Raw genomic sequence first — 16,458 nt, 5'->3', positions numbered from 1 at the left:
AGTTAACAATTGTCTTTTTTGAGAGGACAATTAAACGAAAGGTGGAGTTTTTTTGAAAGCGATTCGTGTAGGGCTTTTAGGTTTAGGTACCGTCGGAAGCGGTGTCGTTAAAATTATTCAAGACCATCAGGATAAGCTGATGCATCAAGTCGGCTGTCCGGTTACGATAAAAAAAGTGCTTGTAAAAGATCTAGAGAAAAAGAGAGAAGTAGACTTGCCGAAGGAAGTGCTCACGACAGAAGTGTATGATGTCATCGATGATCCAGATGTTGATGTCGTTATCGAGGTAATTGGCGGAGTGGAGCAGACAAAACAATATTTGGTCGATGCGCTCAGATCCAAAAAGCATGTTGTCACAGCAAACAAGGATTTAATGGCTGTGTACGGTTCCGAGCTGCTTGCGGAAGCGAAGGAAAATGGCTGTGACATCTACTTTGAAGCCAGTGTTGCCGGCGGGATTCCGATTCTGCGCACGTTAGAGGAAGGCCTCTCATCAGACCGGATTACAAAAATGATGGGGATCGTGAACGGAACAACGAACTTTATCTTAACAAAAATGATCAAAGAAAAAAGCCCTTACGAGGAAGTGCTCAAGGAAGCGCAGGATCTCGGTTTTGCCGAAGCTGATCCGACTTCAGACGTGGAAGGGCTTGACGCCGCAAGAAAAATGGCGATATTGGCGCGCCTCGGCTTCTCGATGAACGTGGATCTCGACGACGTCAAAGTAAAGGGAATCTCCCAAATTACAGACGAGGACATCAGCTTCAGCAAACGCCTCGGCTATACGATGAAGCTGATCGGGATTGCGCAGCGTGACGGCAGCAAAATTGAAGTCAGCGTACAGCCGACACTGCTTCCTGACCACCATCCGCTTTCTGCTGTGCATAATGAGTTTAACGCCGTTTACGTATACGGCGAGGCTGTCGGTGAGACGATGTTCTACGGACCGGGAGCCGGAAGCATGCCGACTGCGACATCCGTTGTTTCTGATCTTGTCGCCGTCATGAAAAATATGCGCCTCGGCGTAACCGGCAACAGCTTTGTTGGGCCGCAATACGAGAAAAACATGAAGTCTCCGTCAGACATTTACGCGCAGCAATTTTTAAGAATTCATGTTAAAGATCAGGTCGGTTCATTCTCGAAAATTACGTCTGTCTTCTCAGAACGGGGCGTGAGCTTTGAAAAGATCCTTCAGCTGCCGATTAAAGGCCATGATGAGTTAGCAGAAATCGTGATTGTCACGCACCATACATCAGAAGCTGATTTCAGTGATATCCTGCAAAACCTAAATGATTTGGAAGTCGTTCAAGAAGTCAAAAGCACATATCGTGTAGAAGGGAACGGTTGGAGTTAATGTGGAAAGGACTAATCCATCAATATAAAGAATTTTTACCTGTAACAGATCAAACACCGGCGCTTACTTTACATGAAGGAAACACACCTCTTATTTACCTGCCGAAGCTGTCTGAACAGCTGGGAATTGAACTTCATGTCAAAACGGAAGGCATCAATCCTACAGGGTCATTTAAAGACCGCGGAATGGTCATGGCTGTGGCGAAAGCAAAAGAAGAAGGCAACGACACGATTATGTGCGCGTCTACAGGAAACACTTCCGCTGCTGCGGCTGCATATGCAGCCCGCGCTAACATGAAATGCATCGTGATCATCCCGAACGGCAAAATCGCGTTTGGAAAACTGGCTCAAGCTGTCATGTACGGAGCTGAAATTATCGCTATTGACGGAAACTTTGACGATGCGCTTAAAATTGTCCGCTCCATCTGTGAGAAATCACCGATTGCCCTTGTCAACTCAGTTAATCCTTACCGTATTGAAGGCCAAAAAACAGCTGCCTTCGAAGTGTGCGAACAGCTGGGAGAAGCGCCGGATGTTTTGGCCATCCCGGTCGGAAACGCAGGAAACATTACGGCATACTGGAAGGGATTCAAGGAATATCATGAGAAAAACGGCACTGGCCTTCCGAAAATGCGCGGATTTGAAGCGGAAGGCGCGGCGGCAATTGTGCGCAATGAAGTAATTGAAAATCCGGAAACAATAGCGACAGCCATTCGTATCGGAAACCCTGCAAGCTGGGACAAAGCTGTAAAGGCAGCTGAGGAATCCAACGGGAAAATTGACGAAGTCACTGATGATGAAATCCTTCACGCGTATCAGCTGATCGCCCGTGAAGAAGGTGTGTTTGCAGAACCGGGTTCTTGCGCGTCTATCGCAGGAGTGTTGAAACAGGTGAAGTCCGGAGACATTCCGAAAGGCAGCAAGGTCGTCGCTGTTTTAACAGGAAACGGACTGAAAGATCCGAACACAGCGGTCGACATTTCAGAAATCAAGCCGGTCACATTGCCGACTGATGAAGACAGCATTCTTGAATATTTAAAAGGAGCGGCCCGTGTATGAACGAAGCCGGCATGCTGTTCACGGTCACTGTTCCCGGAAGCACGGCTAACCTAGGCCCGGGTTTTGATTCAGTCGGAATGGCGCTCAGCAGGTATTTGAAGCTGACCGTCTTTGGAAGCGACAAATGGTCTTTTGAAGCTGAAACAGAAACAGTCGCCGGAATTCCGGCGGGTACAGATAATCTGATCTATCAAGTGGCAAAACGGACAGCAGATTTGTACGGAAAAGAAATGCCGCCTGTCCATGTGAAGGTATGGAGCGATATCCCGCTCGCCCGCGGCCTTGGCAGCAGCGCCGCGGCGATTGTAGCGGCCATTGAACTGGCTGATGAATTATGCGGCTTAAAGCTGTCTGAAGCGGACAAGCTGCATTTAGCCAGCCTTGAAGAAGGACACCCGGATAATGCGGGCGCTTCTCTCGTTGGCGGGCTTGTCATCGGCCTGCATGAAGATGACGAGACACAAATGATCCGTGTCCCGGATGCTGACATTGACATTGTCGTTGTTATTCCTTTTTACGAGGTGCTGACAAGGGACGCAAGAGACGTGCTTCCGAAAGAGTTTCCGTATGCGGACGCTGTAAAAGCAAGTGCCGTCAGCAATTTGCTCGTTGCTGCGATCATGTCCAAGGATTGGCCGCTTGTCGGGAAAATCATGAAGAAGGATATGTTCCATCAGCCGTACAGGGCGATGCTTGTCCCCGAATTGTCAAAAGTAGAACACGTCGCCGAGATGAAGGGCGCATATGGAACGGCTCTCAGCGGAGCAGGCCCGACGATTCTCGTGATGACTGAAAAAGGAAAGGGAGCAAAGCTGAAAGAGCAGCTCACGCTTCATTTCCCTCATTGCGAAGTAGACGCTTTGACCGTTCCAAAAGAGGGAAGTATAATAGAGCGAAATCCTTTATATCAAGTAAAAAGTGTATAGAATATGCCAAGCGTTCCTCAGCGTCAGCGGAGGACGCTTTTTTTCTGCTGGAGATAAAGGAGTTTTTATTTAGAAAAACGAAATACATGTAAAAAGGAGGAGATGAATATGAAAAAGCTGATAACCGCAGAAGACATCACAGCGATTGTCTCTGTGACCGATCCTCAATACGCCCCAGACGGCAGCCGTGCCGCATACGTGCAGTCGCAAGTGAATCAAGAGAAAGATTCGTATACATCAAATATATGGGTCTATGAAACGAAAACCGGCAGGTCTGTTCCTTGGACATATGGAGAAAAGCAGAGTACGGACCCAAGATGGTCTCCGGACGGGCGTACGCTTGCCTTTATTTCTGATCGTGAAGACGATACAGCACAGCTCTATCTCATGAGCGCTGAAGGCGGAGAAGCGAGAAAGCTGACGAATATACCGTATGGCGTGTCAAAGCCGGTATGGTCCCCGGATGGCGAGTCGGTGCTTGTCACTGTCAGTTTGGGAGGGGAGGAAAGGATTGATGATCAAGAGAAAAAAGAGCCGGACAGCTTTGAACCTGTGGAAGTGCAAGGCCTTTCCTATAAACGGGACGGTAAAGGGCTGACAAGAGGTGCGTATGCCCAACTAGTGCTTGTCAACTTGAAGAGTGGCGAGGTAAAGCAGCTGACAAACCGCAAAGCTGATCACGGTGATCCTGCTTTTTCTCCTGATGGCAAATCGCTTGTTTTCTCAGCTGATCTGACGGAAGCGGATGATGCCAGCAAGCCGCATGACGTCTGCATGATGTCGCTCGAGACTGGGGATTTCAAGGTGATTACGTCTCATCGCGGCTCATTCGGACCAAGCTCATTTTCACCGGACGGAAGGTATCTTGCTTTGCTTGGGCATGAACAGGAATATCAGAATGCAACGCTCGAAAAGGCGTGGCTTTATGATCTCGAACAAGACTGCCTTACATGTCTGACTGAAATGCTTGACGTTCATTTAGCGGATGCGCTCATTGGAGATTCATTGATCGGAGGTGCCGAGCAGCGCCCGGTTTGGACAAAAGACAGCCAAGGGTTTTATGTCATCGGCACAGATCAAGGCAGTACGGGAATCTACTATATATCTATTGAAGGCCTTGTGTATCCGATTCGTATCGAAAAAGAGTACATCAATAGTTTTTCCATTTCACCTGACGAACAACACTTTATTGCGAGTGTGACAACGCCGGACAGACCGAGTGAGCTTTACAGCATCCCGCTTGGGCAGAAAGAGAAACGCCTGACTGGCGTGAATGACAAGTTTGTCGGCGAGCATACGATGTCAATACCTGAAGATATTCAATATGTCACAGAAGACGGCGTGACGGTGAACGGCTGGCTGATGAAGCCTGCACAGACTGAAGAGGAAACATCATATCCTCTTATTCTCAACATACACGGCGGTCCGCACATGATGTACGGGCATACATATTTTCATGAATTTCAAGTGCTGGCGGCGAAAGGATACGCGGTAGTGTATATCAATCCGAGAGGAAGCCACGGCTACGGCCAGGAATTCGTGAATGCCGTCAGAGGAGATTATGGAGGAAAGGATTATGAGGATGTGATGCAGGCAGTGGATGAGGCCATCAAACGAGATCCGCAGCTTGATCCTGAGCGGGTAGGTGTCACGGGCGGAAGCTATGGAGGCTTTATGACCAACTGGATCGTTGGACAGACGAATCGCTTTAAAGCCGCCGTCACCCAGCGTTCGATATCAAATTGGGTCAGCTTTCACGGCGTCAGTGATATCGGCTATTTCTTCACAGACTGGCAGCTTGAGCATGACATGTTTGCAGACACAGAAAAGCTCTGGGACCGTTCCCCTTTAAAATACGCAGCAAACGTGGAGACACCGCTATTGATTCTGCATGGCGAGCGAGATGACCGGTGCCCGATTGAGCAGGCGGAGCAACTATTTATCGCCTTGAAAAAAATGGGCAAGGACACCATGCTCGTCCGTTTTCCAAAAGCGTCGCACAATTTGTCACGCAGCGGACACCCGGGGCAGCGGATCAAGCGCCTAAATTATATCAGCTCATGGTTTGATCAATATCTCTAATAAAAAAGCCAGGCTGATCAAATATCAGCCTGGCTGCTTTATTAAAAGACTTGTTCTACTTCAACGACACCCGGCACTTCTTCAAGAAGAGCGCGTTCAATTCCGGCTTTCAGCGTAATTGTTGAACTTGGACAGCTGCCGCATGCGCCTAGAAGACGAAGCTTAACGATACCTTCATCTATGTCTACAAGCTCACAGTCACCGCCGTCACGAAGTAAAAACGGACGAAGTTTGTCCAGTACTTCCTGCACCTGTTCTTTCATTTCAACTTCAGTCATGACATTCGCTCCTTTCGTCATCATAAAACCATTATATTCAGTGTAACAATAAAAATCTATTGTTTAGTTTGAAAAGTTGCTTTCCCTATTATAGCACATTCAGACTTGAACACAAAAACGGTTTTTTTCTATCAAAACGTCTTTTGGCTCTGTATACTGAAAAGAAAGGACTACAGGGAGAAGGGGGCGTTTATCAGTGACAAAACCAGTCATGCTCAGCGTCTACGGCGCAGAAACCATTTGTGCAAGCTGTGTCAATATGCCGACAGCCAAAGATACGTACGAGTGGCTTGAGGCTGCGCTGAAAAGAAAATATCCAAATCAGCCTTTTGCGATGCAATATATCGATATTTATGAGCCGCCTGACAATAAACAAGAGAAAGAGCTTGCGGAAAAAATCAGAAATGATGAGTATTTTTATCCTCTTGTTCTCGTAGAAGACAAAATTGTCGGTGAAGGCAATCCGACATTAAAAGACGTCTATAAGGAAATGGAGAAGTATGGGTATACAGAAAACCGCTGACAAGATCAGCGGTTCCAGCGTGTGGACAAACCCTCGTATTCGTTGTCAAGCTTGTGCGTTGGTGCTCACGAATTAAAACATTCGCTCCGCTCCAATGCTCGCCTTTCCTAGACTTCAAGGGTTTTCAAACACGCTGAAAAGATGAAACCGGCTAAAACTAAAACCGTTTCAGCCGTCTGTAATCATTAAAACCGCTGACAAGATCAGCGGTTCTTCTCTATCATTAACCGTTATGGTGTTTATACATCCACAGCAAGCCGGATTTCAGCATGCGCGGAACACGGCCGATCAGCGGACGGTCAGCAACAAGGCCGAAGCCGGATTTTTTTCCAAGTGAGCCAAGAACGCCTTTCAGCTTAAACTGCGGCATTGACTCTGGAAGGGCTTCTCCATTCCAGCGTTTTTGCAAGATTTGGACAATCTGCTCTGCTTGAGCCTCTGCAAGCTGAGCGCTCGGTGCATGAGGAAGGCTGGCGCAATCACCGACAACGTACAAATGTTCATCACCGGGAAGATTGTGATGCGGCGTTAATACGATACGCCCTTGTGCATCCTTCTCCACATCTAAATTCCTGACGACTTTGTTCGGCTGTATGCCAGCGGTCCATACGATGGCGTCCGCAGAAATCGGATCATCGTGGTTATACACAACGCCTTCTTCTACTTTGGTGATATTTGCCCTGTTAATAATGCGGACACCGTGCTCTTCGAACCATTTTTGCACATATTTGCTCAAACGCTCGGGAAAGCTTGATAAAATGAGATCGCCGCGGTCAAACAAAATAATGTTCAGGTCGTCACGGCTTTCCCTCAATTCACTTGCAAGCTCAACGCCGCTTAAGCCCGCGCCGACAATGGCGACAGTGGCATTAGCGCTCAGGTTATTCAGCTTTTGATAAGTTTCTCGGGACTGGTCGATGGTTTGAATGCTATAGGTGAATTCAGGCGCTCCCGGCACGTTGTGATATTTATCCTCACAGCCGAGCCCGATCACGGCGTCATCGTAAGAAATCGGTTCACGATCATGGAACAGCACTTGTTTTTGTGCAATATCAATTGATGAGATATCTCCGTATTGGACATCCAGGCGAGGGTGCTCTGGGAATGACACTCTGATATGATGGTCAGAAATTGTGCCTGCGGCAAGGGCATAATATTCTGTTTTCAAGCAGTGATAAGGATTTCTGTCAATTAACGTGATTAAAACATCATCAGGCAGCTGGTTTGGCAATAAGCGATGAAGAACACGCATATTCCCGTAACCTCCGCCGATCAAGACCAATTTTTTCATTTGAATTCCCCTTTAATCCGAAGAGTATGATAGACACATTGAAGAAAATACGAACTATGTAAAATAACATCTAGAATTATATCGAATTTGATCTAAAATCACAATAATAGTTTGAAAATAACCTACAAATTAGCCTGAAAGCGCAAATTAGTAAAACGTTATTCTGGAAATGATATGTTGCGATAATAAATTTTGAAGAATCCATTGTCTTTGACGAATGGTGAAAAATTCGCGATAATGGACATATGTGAGGTGAAACCGCATGAATCCAATGATTGAATTTTGTGTCAGCAATCTGGCTCACGGCTCTCAGGAAGCCCGGGCGATTTTGGAGAAAGATCCAAACCTGGATGTCCTCGAATACGGCTGCTTAAGCTACTGCGGGAAATGCATGGAGTCGCTTTTCGCTCTTGTAAACGGAGAAGTCGTCATGGGTGAAACGCCTGCTGAGCTTGTTGAGAATATATATACATTTATTGAAGAAAACCCAATGTTTTGAAGAAAAGGGCCTGGACAGGCCCTTTTTATTTTGTCGTCCAAAAGAACTAAAAAAATGTGTAGACATCAAAAACGATTATTGTTATCGTATAAAAGATTTGTTTTAAATAAATGTTAAGAGGTGTAGGTGTATTCATGAGTGTTCTCTGGGGACTGCTGGGCGCAGTTGCGATCATTGCTATCGCGTTTTTATTTTCAGAAAAGAAAAGCAATATTAAAATAAGAACCGTCATCGTTGGTTTATGCATACAGGTGGCGTTTGGATACATCGTGTTAAAATGGGAAGCGGGACGCGCTGTTTTTTTATGGTTTTCAAGCCGTGTACAGCTTCTGATTGATTATGCGAATGAAGGCATCAGCTTTATTTTTGGACCGCTTCTAAAAGTCGGCGACAGTCCGGCATTTGCCTTAAGTGTACTGCCCGTTATCATTTTCTTCTCAGCACTGATTGCCGTTTTATATCACTTGAAAATCATGCAGCTCGTTTTCCGTGTCATCGGGGGCGGATTGTCGAAGCTTCTTGGGACAAGCAAAACGGAATCTCTTGCGGCTTCTGCTAATATTTTTGTGGGACAATCCGAATCTCCATTAGTGATCAGGCCCCTGATTGCCGGTCTGACGCGCTCTGAATTGTTCACGATTATGACGAGCGGTCTATCGGCTGTTGCGGGTTCAACCTTGTTTGGATACGCGCTTCTCGGTATCCCGATTGAATACTTGCTTGCGGCCAGCTTTATGGCTGCTCCGGCTGGCCTTGTCTTTGGTAAATTGATTATACCCGAAACAGAAAAGCCGCAAACCGTAAAAAGCGATTTCAAAATGGATGAAGGAGAAGGCGCAGCCAATGTCATTGACGCAGCTGCAAAGGGAGCGTCAACCGGACTGCAAATTGCCTTAAACGTCGGAGCGATGCTGCTTGCGTTCGTTGCATTAATCGCCGTAGTAAACGGTGTTCTTGGCGGAGTATTCGGCTTGTTCGGCTTAAAAGGTGTCACATTAGAATCCATTCTCGGCTATGTGTTTTCTCCAATCGCCTTTTTAATTGGCGTTCCTTGGCATGAAGCGTTGCAGGCAGGAAGTTATATCGGCCAGAAATTGGTGCTGAATGAGTTTGTCGCTTATTCTAACTTCGGTCCGCACATCGGTGAGTTTTCTAAGAAAACCGCTACGATTATCAGCTTCGCGTTATGCGGATTCGCCAATTTTTCATCAATTGCGATTATGCTTGGTACGCTTGGCGGTTTAGCGCCTAGCCGCCGTTCGGATATCGCGCGCCTCGGCCTGAAGGCTGTTCTTGCGGGAACATTAGCCAATCTGCTCAGCGCAGCCATTGCCGGCATGTTTATATAAACGATAAAAGCTCCTTGCGATTTGCAAGGAGCTTTTATGTATGAAAAACGGGGGATAATTATATTGTGTCCGTTTATAATAGCTTTTATACTAAGAAAAAGAAAAAAAGTTGGAGGCACCTATGAATTCATTTCGATTTACCAAAATGCACGGTCTGGGTAACAGCTATATCTATGTGAATCAATTTGAAGAGCAGCTCCCGGAAGAAAAACTGTCTGAGATTGCAATTCAGGTTTCTTCTGTTTATACAGGGATCGGTTCCGACGGAATGATCCTGATATGCCCTTCAGATCAAGCGCCTGTTAAAATGCGGATTTTTAATAATGACGGGTCTGAAGGGAAAAATTGCGGCAATGGTTTGCGTTGCGTCGCAAAATACGCGTATGAGCATAAGCTGGTTGAGGAAACATCTTTTCTGATTGAAACCCTCTCCGGGCTTGTGAGAGCGGAGGTTCAAGTTGAAAATGGGAAAGTGAATGTGGTTACTGTCGATATGGGCGAACCGCGCCTGACAAAAGCGGAGCTTCCGATGCTTGACGGCGGGGAAGAGCACACGATCAATGAAACGATGGCATTTGGTGAAGTTGAACTAACAGGCACTGCCGTTTCAATGGGAAATCCCCATATCGTTTTTCCGATCGCTGACATTGAACAGGCACCTCTGACGACACTAGGACCGGTGATTGAAAAAGATCCGAGATTTCCGGAAGGCGTCAATGTGGAATTCGTCGAAACCGTGAATGATCATGAGTTGCATTTCCGCGTCTGGGAACGGGGATCAGGTATTACTCAGGCATGCGGGACAGGAGCATGTGCAGCTGCGGTTGCATCTGTGTTAAACGGTGTATCAAAACGAAATCAGGACATCACGGTGCATTTAGCAGGCGGAGATTTGGTGATTAACTGGAAAGACAACGGCCATGTGATGATGACAGGGCCGGCTGAGACCGTTTGCGAGGGTGTCTATTTTTTGTAAAACACCTCGTTTGAGAATTGAACGAATCATGTTTATAATAAAAGACAACATCCGGTTTTTAAAAGGAGGTTCATAATGATGAGCAACCCGGTAACAATTACAGAAGCAGCTGCTTTGCATATAAAAGATATGATGAAAGAGCATGAAGAAGAAAACGCGCTTTTACGAGTAGGCGTAAAAGGCGGCGGCTGCAGCGGCCTTTCATACGGTATGGGCTTTGAACATGAAAAAGGTGAAAAAGACAGTGTATTTGAGGAACATGGCATCACTGTTCTCGTTGACAAGGACAGCCTTGATATCATGAACGGCACCATCATTGATTTTAAACAATCCATGCTTGGCGGCGGTTTCACCATCGACAACCCAAATGCCATCGCCTCATGCGGCTGCGGTTCTTCGTTTAGAACAGCGACGAATGCTGGTAAGCCTGAAGAGTGCTAATAACAGAAAACGCCAAGTCAAGCGGCGAACCGCTGACTTGGCGTTTTTTATTTTTAATACTTATCCCCATTAAAAATCGAATTCTTCACAATCACATAATCCACATTGCGGATCGCGTCAAGCTTCGTTCCACCTGCATAAGAAATAGAAGATTGCAGATCCTGTTCCATTTCAATCAGTGTATCCTTGATAGAGCCTTTATGCGCCACGTGCATTTTTTTGCCTTCTACATTTTTCTTTTCGCCTTTTTGGAATTCAGAGGCTGAGCCGAAGTACTCTTTGTAGAGCTCTCCGTCTTTTTCGATCGTTTGGCCTGGTGATTCTTCATGTCCGGCAAATAGTGAACCGATCATGACCATCGTTGCGCCAAATCTGATTGATTTTGCGATATCGCCATGTGTGCGGATGCCGCCATCTGCGATAATCGGTTTGCTGGCTGCTTTGGCGCACCAGCGCAGCGCCGCTAACTGCCAGCCACCTGTGCCGAAGCCGGTTTTGATTTTCGTAATACATACTTTTCCCGGACCGATGCCGACCTTAGTGGCATCCGCTCCCGCATTTTCAAGCTCTCTGACCGCTTCCGGCGTTCCGACATTGCCGGCAATGACAAAGCTGTCCGGCAAATGTTTTTTGAGATGCTGGATCATTTCGATAACGGCATTTGAATGACCGTGCGCAATGTCAATTGTCACGTAATCGGGAGTCAGGTTTTCTTCTGCCAGCTGGCGGACAAATTCATACTCCTCATCTTTGACGCCCACGCTGATAGAAGAGAATAATCCGCGTGCGTTCATATCTTTCATAAAATCAATTCGTGTTTCAGGCTCAAATCGGTGCATCACATAAAAGTAGCCATTTTCGGCTAATTGAATAGCTAGCTTTTCATCTATAATCGTCTGCATATTGGCAGGAACGACGGGCAATTTAAATGTGCGTCCGCCTAAACGTACGGATGTATCACATTCTGAACGACTGTTTACAATGCATTTTGCAGGAATTAGCTGAATATCTTCGTAATCAAATACGTTTTCCATGTTTTTCACTCCTAAAAACGAATATTTAAAAGAATAACAAATGAAATGTTCGCCTTGTATAATGTACTCTGTTTTATTTAGGATGTCAAACGTTTTTATTTGCTTACAGGTGTGGGCAAGCGCCGATGCTTGTCATGCACAGTGAGTTTGGGTATGATAGTTTTAACGAATGGTCTTAGAGAGCGGATCAAAACGCGAATCATATACGTTCAGCAAAGCTTGGTCGTTCAGCACCAGGCTTTCTTTATGACATGAACGTGTGAAAGGAGCGAATCAGATGACTCAAAACGAAGGAAAAACACCGAAGTCGCAAAAGATCCAAGATCGCATTATCATGGCAATGATCTGGATCGTCGCAGCCCTTGTGATTGCGCTGGTTATTGGAACTGCGATGAATTATATCAATATCTTCAAATAAAAAAGGAGCTGTGTCGCTGACACAAACTCCTTTTTTTATTATTTATTTTCAAAAAGACTTGTTGAGTGAAGAGGCTGTACGCGGGCTTTTGGATCCATGTAAGCTTTGGCGTTGTTCACTGCTGTCGGCGCCTCGCCGAAGCCGCTTGCGATCAGGTTGACTTTTCCTTCGTATGTGCAAATGTCACCTGCGGCAAAGAAGCCTTCGATGTTTGTTTCCATAGTTGATTTGACGACAATAGAATTTTTCTCGATGTCCAGACCCCAGTTTTTAATCGGTCCAAGAGATGAAACGAAACCGTAGTTGACGATTAAGTCATCAATTTCTAAAATCTCTTTGCGATCGCCTTTCACTTCTTCAAGCACTAGCTGTTCAATTTTGTCTTCCCCGATCAGCTCCGCAGGGACGAATGGCGTCAGGACATTAACCTTCGACGCATGAAGGTTTTCCACACTGTGCTCGTGCGCGCGGAACTTATCGCGGCGGTGAATGATGGATACTTCTTTTGCGATTGGCTCAAGCATAAGCGCCCAGTCAACCGCTGAATCTCCGCCGCCAAGGATTGCAACTCGTCTGCCGGCGAATTTTTGCAAATCGTCAACGAAGTAATGAAGGTTTTTGTTTTCATACTGCTCGGCATTTTCAAGTTCCAGCTTTCTCGGTTTGAATGCGCCGTTTCCTGCAGTAATGATCACTGTTTTGGAGTAGTGGATTTCTTCATTTGTCACAAGCTTAAACACGCCATCCGCTTGTTTCTCAACAGATTCAACGGCTTGCTCCAGACAAATGGTTTGTTCGAATTTCGCCATTTGCTCTTTTAGGTTATTGATAAGCTCTTGTGCGCGGATTTTCGGAAATCCCGCTACATCATATATATACTTTTCAGGGTATAGGGCGCTAAGCTGTCCGCCGAGCTGAGGCAGGCTTTCGATAATTTTGACGCTTGCCTGTCTCATGCCTCCGTAAAAAGCGGTGAATAAGCCGACCGGTCCCCCGCCTATAATGGTAATATCATAAACCTTTGTATCCTCTCGCATACGAAAATTGCCTCCTAAATGAAAATTGTTATTAATTATACCATATTGCTGTTGAAATTGACGAGTCAGCAGAAAAAATCGTAAGTGTATAAAGTGCGCATCCATTCTTGAAAAATTTTCCGCAGGCCGATACGATGATAACCAAATGAATTGATCTTTTTCTGAATGTTTCTTGGGCCAGCCGGATAAGTATGATAGTAGTTCTATGCGTAAGGACTTCACAAAAAACTTTTCAATATATTTCATAAAATCCCGCCAATAAGCTGAAGCTAACACAAATGATGATTTTATTATGCGTCTAACAAAAGCAAAAAAGAGAAGGTGGATGTGATGGCATTGAATAAGCCCAAAATCGTGATTTTAGGTGCAGGATATGGCGGATTGATGACGGTAACTAGGCTGACAAAGTTTGTCGGACCGAATGATGCTGATATTACGCTTGTGAATAAACACAATTATCATTATGAAACGACATGGATGCATGAAGCGAGCGCGGGTACGCTCCATCATGACCGCTGCCGTTATCAGATAAAAGATGTAATCAACCAGTCGCGGGTCAATTTTGTACAGGATACCGTAAAAGCAATCAAAATTGATGAGAAAAAAGTTGTGCTTGCGAATGGAGAGCTAAAGTACGATTATGTAGTCATCGGACTCGGCGCGGTGCCCGAGACGTTCGGTATTAAAGGTTTGAAAGAATATGCGTTTCCGATCGCCAACATCAACACGTCGCGCCTGCTGCGGGAACATATTGAGCTGCAGTTTGCGACTTACAATACGGAAGCGGAAAAACGGCCGGACAGGTTAACGATCGTTGTAGGCGGAGCCGGATTTACGGGGATTGAATTTCTCGGCGAGCTGGCGGCCCGCGTGCCGGAGCTCTGCAAGGAGTATGACATTGACAGAAGCCTCGTACGAATCGTATGTGTGGAAGCCGCGCCGACCGTTTTGCCGGGCTTTGATCCTGAGCTTGTCGATTATGCGGTTCATTATCTTGAGGAAAACGGAGTTGAGTTTAAGATCGGCACGGCTGTGCAAGAATGTACACCGGAAGGAGTCAGAGTCGGGAAAAAAGATGAGGAACCAGAGCAAATCAAATCGCAAACCGTTGTATGGGCGGCAGGTGTCCGCGGCCATCCGATTGTAGAGGAAGCCGGTTTTGAAAATATGCGCGGCCGGGTCAAAGTCAATCCTGATCTTCGCGCACCCGGGCATGACAATGTCTTTATTCTCGGCGACAGCTCGCTGTTTATGAATGAAGATACAGAGCGCCCGTATCCGCCGACTGCGCAAATTGCGATGCAGCAGGGAATAACGGTTGCTAAAAACCTTGGCAGGCTCATTAAAGGCGGAGATCTTGAGGAATTCAAGCCGGACATTAAGGGAACCGTTGCTTCTCTTGGCGAGCATAACGCGGTTGGGGTCGTGTATGGCAGAAAGCTGAAAGGCACGCCGGCTTCGTTTATGAAAAAAGTCATCGATAACCGCTCGCTGTTTTTGATCGGCGGACTTGGACTGACGTTGAAAAAAGGCAAGTTTAAGTTTTTCTAAAAACCCGCTTCCGCGGGTTTTCTTTATTAAAAAACGCCAAAATAAAAAGATAATAAGAGGAAAATGAATATGTTTCCGCTTACATGAAAAGATTTGTCACATGATCTAACTTTATTGTTGACAGCCTAATATGTTATATTATCAGAAAATTAAGAAAAAGGGTGATGATCAGATGAAAACTGCAACGACAACCGCTTCACATGCATGCCCATTTTGCTCAGGGAAAGGGTACTTTCAATTGATTCTCGGCGGTTCAGAGACTTGCCCATCTTGCCAGGGGACAGGAAAAGACAGTCATTCTTTTTCCAGCCGTTGACTTTATTTCAGCCCCCGCGTTACACTAAAAACAACGCAGGGGGTGGAATAGGTTGATTAGTCTGCCAGTCGTCATCATCTCAATTGTTCTGTTTTTTGTTTTGTTTTTTGGAATCGGTTTCTTATTAAACATGCTGCTGAGGATGTCTTGGATTATGGCTGTGATATATCCAATTGTATGCCTTTTCATTATCAGCAAGGAAAAGCTGATCAGCTATATCCAGTCGCCGGGAGAATCATTTGCGGGCCTGTTTCATCGTATCGTATCATTAGCGGCTGCCGATGTGCTGATTTTAGCCAGCGGTTTGGCTGGCGCCGTCGTGTCCGGTATCGCGATCAACATGCTCAGAAAAAGAGGATATCAAATGTTTTAAATGCCGCTTTCTTCCTAAAGAAAGCTTTTTTTGTGCTTTCTGCTCATTCACTATATTGAATATTGCTCTCTCCAATTGGGAACAATGATTCGGAGGAGAGGTGGATGATGTTGAATATGATCAGACGTTTGCTGATGACCTGTTTATTTCTGCTTGCATTTGGCACGACACTTTTATCAGTGTCAGGAATCGAAGCGAAGGACTTGTCAAAATGGGTGCAGGAACATCAAGAAAAGCACTTGAAGCATGCAGGACTGACATTAAAAGCATTGCAGCAGAAAAAAACACAAACCATGTCCGCGGACAAGGATAAAACAAAACCGTTAGAAGAAGCTTTTGATTGGAACGAGTATCCGGTCCAAAAAGTAACAGCAACAGGCTACACGGCAGGAGCTGAATCGACGGGAAAAAAGCCCGGTGACCCATTATACGGGCTTACATATTCAGGTGTGAAAGTAAAACGGGATTTATACTCCACGGTTGCCGCTGATCCGTCCGTTTTCCCGATCGGCACGATTTTATTCATTCCGAACTACGGTCTTGGAGTTGTGGCAGACACAGGATCGGCTATTAAGGGAAACCGCCTTGATTTGTACTTTGAAACCGTCAAAGATGTGTACAATGAATGGGGCAAAAAAACCCTTGATGTATATGTGATTAAAAAGGGAACGGGAAAGGTCACCGAGGATGAGCTTGATAAGCTCAATGAAACAAAATCTTTGCAAGTGTTCAGAAATCAATATAAAACAGTGAAAGAATAAAACGCTCCAGCCACCGCTGGAGCGTTCAGCGTGTCGACAAACCCTTGCATTCGTTGTCAGGCCTGCGCGTCGGTGCTCACGTGTTATGAAAGGAACGGCGGTTAAATGCTTAGGCGTCCTGCCTAAACACCGCCGTCATCACATCCTGTGAAAGTCTGCTCCGATGCTCGCCCTTCCTAGACTTCAAGGGT

General features: G+C 46.0%; 18 protein-coding genes. 14 read left to right on the top strand and 4 right to left on the bottom strand.

Features of this window, described 5'->3' with window-relative positions; genetic code table 11:
• The first annotated feature begins 52 nt into the window (after positions 1-52).
• From ACY3LV_RS09355 to ACY3LV_RS09340, 4 genes are all read left to right on the top strand, one after another.
• Complete coding sequence (locus ACY3LV_RS09355; protein ID WP_087993322.1) at positions 53-1,354, top strand: homoserine dehydrogenase; 1,302 nt, start codon at positions 53-55, stop codon at positions 1,352-1,354.
• Positions 1,354-2,412 (top strand): threonine synthase, encoded by a 1,059-nt coding sequence (gene thrC, locus ACY3LV_RS09350; RefSeq protein ID WP_087993343.1) that lies wholly within the window; start codon positions 1,354-1,356, stop codon positions 2,410-2,412. The genes ACY3LV_RS09355 and thrC overlap by 1 nt, the downstream gene beginning before the upstream one ends.
• The gene (thrB, locus tag ACY3LV_RS09345) at positions 2,409-3,338 is read left to right on the top strand and encodes a homoserine kinase (protein ID WP_087993321.1); all 930 of its coding nucleotides are present in this window, start codon (positions 2,409-2,411) and stop codon (positions 3,336-3,338) included. Before thrC ends, thrB begins: the two co-directional genes overlap by 4 nt.
• A gap of 108 nt (positions 3,339-3,446) precedes the next feature.
• Positions 3,447-5,420 (top strand): S9 family peptidase, encoded by a 1,974-nt coding sequence (locus tag ACY3LV_RS09340; protein WP_202328124.1) that lies wholly within the window; start codon positions 3,447-3,449, stop codon positions 5,418-5,420.
• Positions 5,421-5,461: 41 nt separating this feature from the next.
• Here the strand turns inward: ACY3LV_RS09340 and ACY3LV_RS09335 are convergent, their stop codons facing one another.
• A complete protein-coding gene (locus tag ACY3LV_RS09335) occupies positions 5,462-5,758 on the bottom strand; it encodes a NifU family protein (protein ID WP_250621913.1) in 297 nt (98 codons plus the stop codon).
• Between the two features lie 136 nt (positions 5,759-5,894).
• On the opposite strand from ACY3LV_RS09335, the gene ACY3LV_RS09330 reads away from it, so the two are divergent.
• Positions 5,895-6,221 (top strand): YuzD family protein, encoded by a 327-nt coding sequence (locus ACY3LV_RS09330; protein WP_087993319.1) that lies wholly within the window; start codon positions 5,895-5,897, stop codon positions 6,219-6,221.
• Between the two features lie 223 nt (positions 6,222-6,444).
• Here the strand turns inward: ACY3LV_RS09330 and ACY3LV_RS09325 are convergent, their stop codons facing one another.
• The gene (locus tag ACY3LV_RS09325) at positions 6,445-7,512 is read right to left on the bottom strand and encodes an NAD(P)/FAD-dependent oxidoreductase (RefSeq protein ID WP_087993318.1); all 1,068 of its coding nucleotides are present in this window, start codon (positions 7,510-7,512) and stop codon (positions 6,445-6,447) included.
• A gap of 262 nt (positions 7,513-7,774) precedes the next feature.
• Between ACY3LV_RS09325 and ACY3LV_RS09320 the strand changes: the two genes are divergently transcribed.
• From ACY3LV_RS09320 to ACY3LV_RS09305, 4 genes are all read left to right on the top strand, one after another.
• Positions 7,775-8,011, top strand: a complete 237-nt coding sequence (locus tag ACY3LV_RS09320; RefSeq protein WP_087993317.1) for a YuzB family protein — start codon at positions 7,775-7,777, stop codon at positions 8,009-8,011.
• A gap of 134 nt (positions 8,012-8,145) precedes the next feature.
• Positions 8,146-9,360 carry a NupC/NupG family nucleoside CNT transporter gene (locus ACY3LV_RS09315; protein WP_148964001.1) on the top strand — a complete coding sequence of 405 codons (1,215 nt, stop codon included), beginning with the start codon at positions 8,146-8,148 and terminating at the stop codon, positions 9,358-9,360.
• Positions 9,361-9,481: 121 nt separating this feature from the next.
• The gene (dapF, locus tag ACY3LV_RS09310; RefSeq protein ID WP_087993315.1) at positions 9,482-10,336 is read left to right on the top strand and encodes a diaminopimelate epimerase; all 855 of its coding nucleotides are present in this window, start codon (positions 9,482-9,484) and stop codon (positions 10,334-10,336) included.
• Positions 10,337-10,414: 78 nt separating this feature from the next.
• Positions 10,415-10,777, top strand: coding sequence for a HesB/IscA family protein (locus ACY3LV_RS09305; protein ID WP_087993342.1), 363 nt, complete (start codon positions 10,415-10,417; stop codon positions 10,775-10,777).
• A 53-nt stretch (positions 10,778-10,830) separates the two neighbouring features.
• On the opposite strand, the gene guaC is transcribed toward ACY3LV_RS09305, so the two are convergent.
• Positions 10,831-11,811, bottom strand: coding sequence for a GMP reductase (gene guaC / locus ACY3LV_RS09300; protein ID WP_148963998.1), 981 nt, complete (start codon positions 11,809-11,811; stop codon positions 10,831-10,833).
• A gap of 277 nt (positions 11,812-12,088) precedes the next feature.
• Here guaC and ACY3LV_RS09295 point away from each other — a divergent pair, with 277 nt between their 5' ends.
• Positions 12,089-12,229 carry a hypothetical protein gene (locus ACY3LV_RS09295; RefSeq protein ID WP_087993310.1) on the top strand — a complete coding sequence of 47 codons (141 nt, stop codon included), beginning with the start codon at positions 12,089-12,091 and terminating at the stop codon, positions 12,227-12,229.
• A gap of 38 nt (positions 12,230-12,267) precedes the next feature.
• Here the strand turns inward: ACY3LV_RS09295 and yumC are convergent, their stop codons facing one another.
• A complete protein-coding gene (gene yumC, locus ACY3LV_RS09290; RefSeq protein WP_333518509.1) occupies positions 12,268-13,266 on the bottom strand; it encodes a ferredoxin--NADP reductase 2 in 999 nt (332 codons plus the stop codon).
• Between the two features lie 330 nt (positions 13,267-13,596).
• Between yumC and ACY3LV_RS09285 the strand changes: the two genes are divergently transcribed.
• The 4 genes from ACY3LV_RS09285 (at position 13,597) to spsC (ending at position 16,267) form a co-directional block, all read left to right on the top strand.
• Complete coding sequence (locus ACY3LV_RS09285; RefSeq protein WP_148963996.1) at positions 13,597-14,817, top strand: NAD(P)/FAD-dependent oxidoreductase; 1,221 nt, start codon at positions 13,597-13,599, stop codon at positions 14,815-14,817.
• Positions 14,818-14,989: 172 nt separating this feature from the next.
• Positions 14,990-15,133 (top strand): YuiA family protein, encoded by a 144-nt coding sequence (locus ACY3LV_RS09280; RefSeq protein ID WP_003243733.1) that lies wholly within the window; start codon positions 14,990-14,992, stop codon positions 15,131-15,133.
• Between the two features lie 52 nt (positions 15,134-15,185).
• Positions 15,186-15,506: a YuiB family protein gene (locus ACY3LV_RS09275; RefSeq protein WP_148963995.1), complete on the top strand. Its 321-nt coding sequence runs from the start codon at positions 15,186-15,188 to the stop codon at positions 15,504-15,506.
• 104 nt (positions 15,507-15,610) lie between these two features.
• The gene (gene spsC / locus ACY3LV_RS09270; RefSeq protein ID WP_148963994.1) at positions 15,611-16,267 is read left to right on the top strand and encodes a stationary phase survival protein SpsC; all 657 of its coding nucleotides are present in this window, start codon (positions 15,611-15,613) and stop codon (positions 16,265-16,267) included.
• Positions 16,268-16,458: the final 191 nt, after the last annotated feature.

The sequence above is a fragment of the Bacillus sp. 11C genome (assembly GCF_055486375.1).
The sequence above is the reverse complement of the archived record's forward strand: the minus strand, read 5'-3'. Positions and strand labels throughout refer to the sequence as shown.

Coding starts and splice junctions, on each gene's coding strand:
- thrC (WP_087993343.1), top strand. CDS start 1,354: ATGTGGAAAGGACTAATCCATCAATATAAAGAATTTTTACCTGTAACA.
- thrB (WP_087993321.1), top strand. CDS start 2,409: ATGAACGAAGCCGGCATGCTGTTCACGGTCACTGTTCCCGGAAGCACG.
- ACY3LV_RS09340 (WP_202328124.1), top strand. CDS start 3,447: ATGAAAAAGCTGATAACCGCAGAAGACATCACAGCGATTGTCTCTGTG.
- ACY3LV_RS09325 (WP_087993318.1), bottom strand. CDS start 7,512: ATGAAAAAATTGGTCTTGATCGGCGGAGGTTACGGGAATATGCGTGTT.
- ACY3LV_RS09320 (WP_087993317.1), top strand. CDS start 7,775: ATGAATCCAATGATTGAATTTTGTGTCAGCAATCTGGCTCACGGCTCT.
- ACY3LV_RS09315 (WP_148964001.1), top strand. CDS start 8,146: ATGAGTGTTCTCTGGGGACTGCTGGGCGCAGTTGCGATCATTGCTATC.
- dapF (WP_087993315.1), top strand. CDS start 9,482: ATGAATTCATTTCGATTTACCAAAATGCACGGTCTGGGTAACAGCTAT.
- ACY3LV_RS09305 (WP_087993342.1), top strand. CDS start 10,415: ATGAGCAACCCGGTAACAATTACAGAAGCAGCTGCTTTGCATATAAAA.
- guaC (WP_148963998.1), bottom strand. CDS start 11,811: ATGGAAAACGTATTTGATTACGAAGATATTCAGCTAATTCCTGCAAAA.
- ACY3LV_RS09295 (WP_087993310.1), top strand. CDS start 12,089: ATGACTCAAAACGAAGGAAAAACACCGAAGTCGCAAAAGATCCAAGAT.
- yumC (WP_333518509.1), bottom strand. CDS start 13,266: ATGCGAGAGGATACAAAGGTTTATGATATTACCATTATAGGCGGGGGA.
- ACY3LV_RS09285 (WP_148963996.1), top strand. CDS start 13,597: ATGGCATTGAATAAGCCCAAAATCGTGATTTTAGGTGCAGGATATGGC.
- ACY3LV_RS09280 (WP_003243733.1), top strand. CDS start 14,990: ATGAAAACTGCAACGACAACCGCTTCACATGCATGCCCATTTTGCTCA.
- spsC (WP_148963994.1), top strand. CDS start 15,611: ATGATGTTGAATATGATCAGACGTTTGCTGATGACCTGTTTATTTCTG.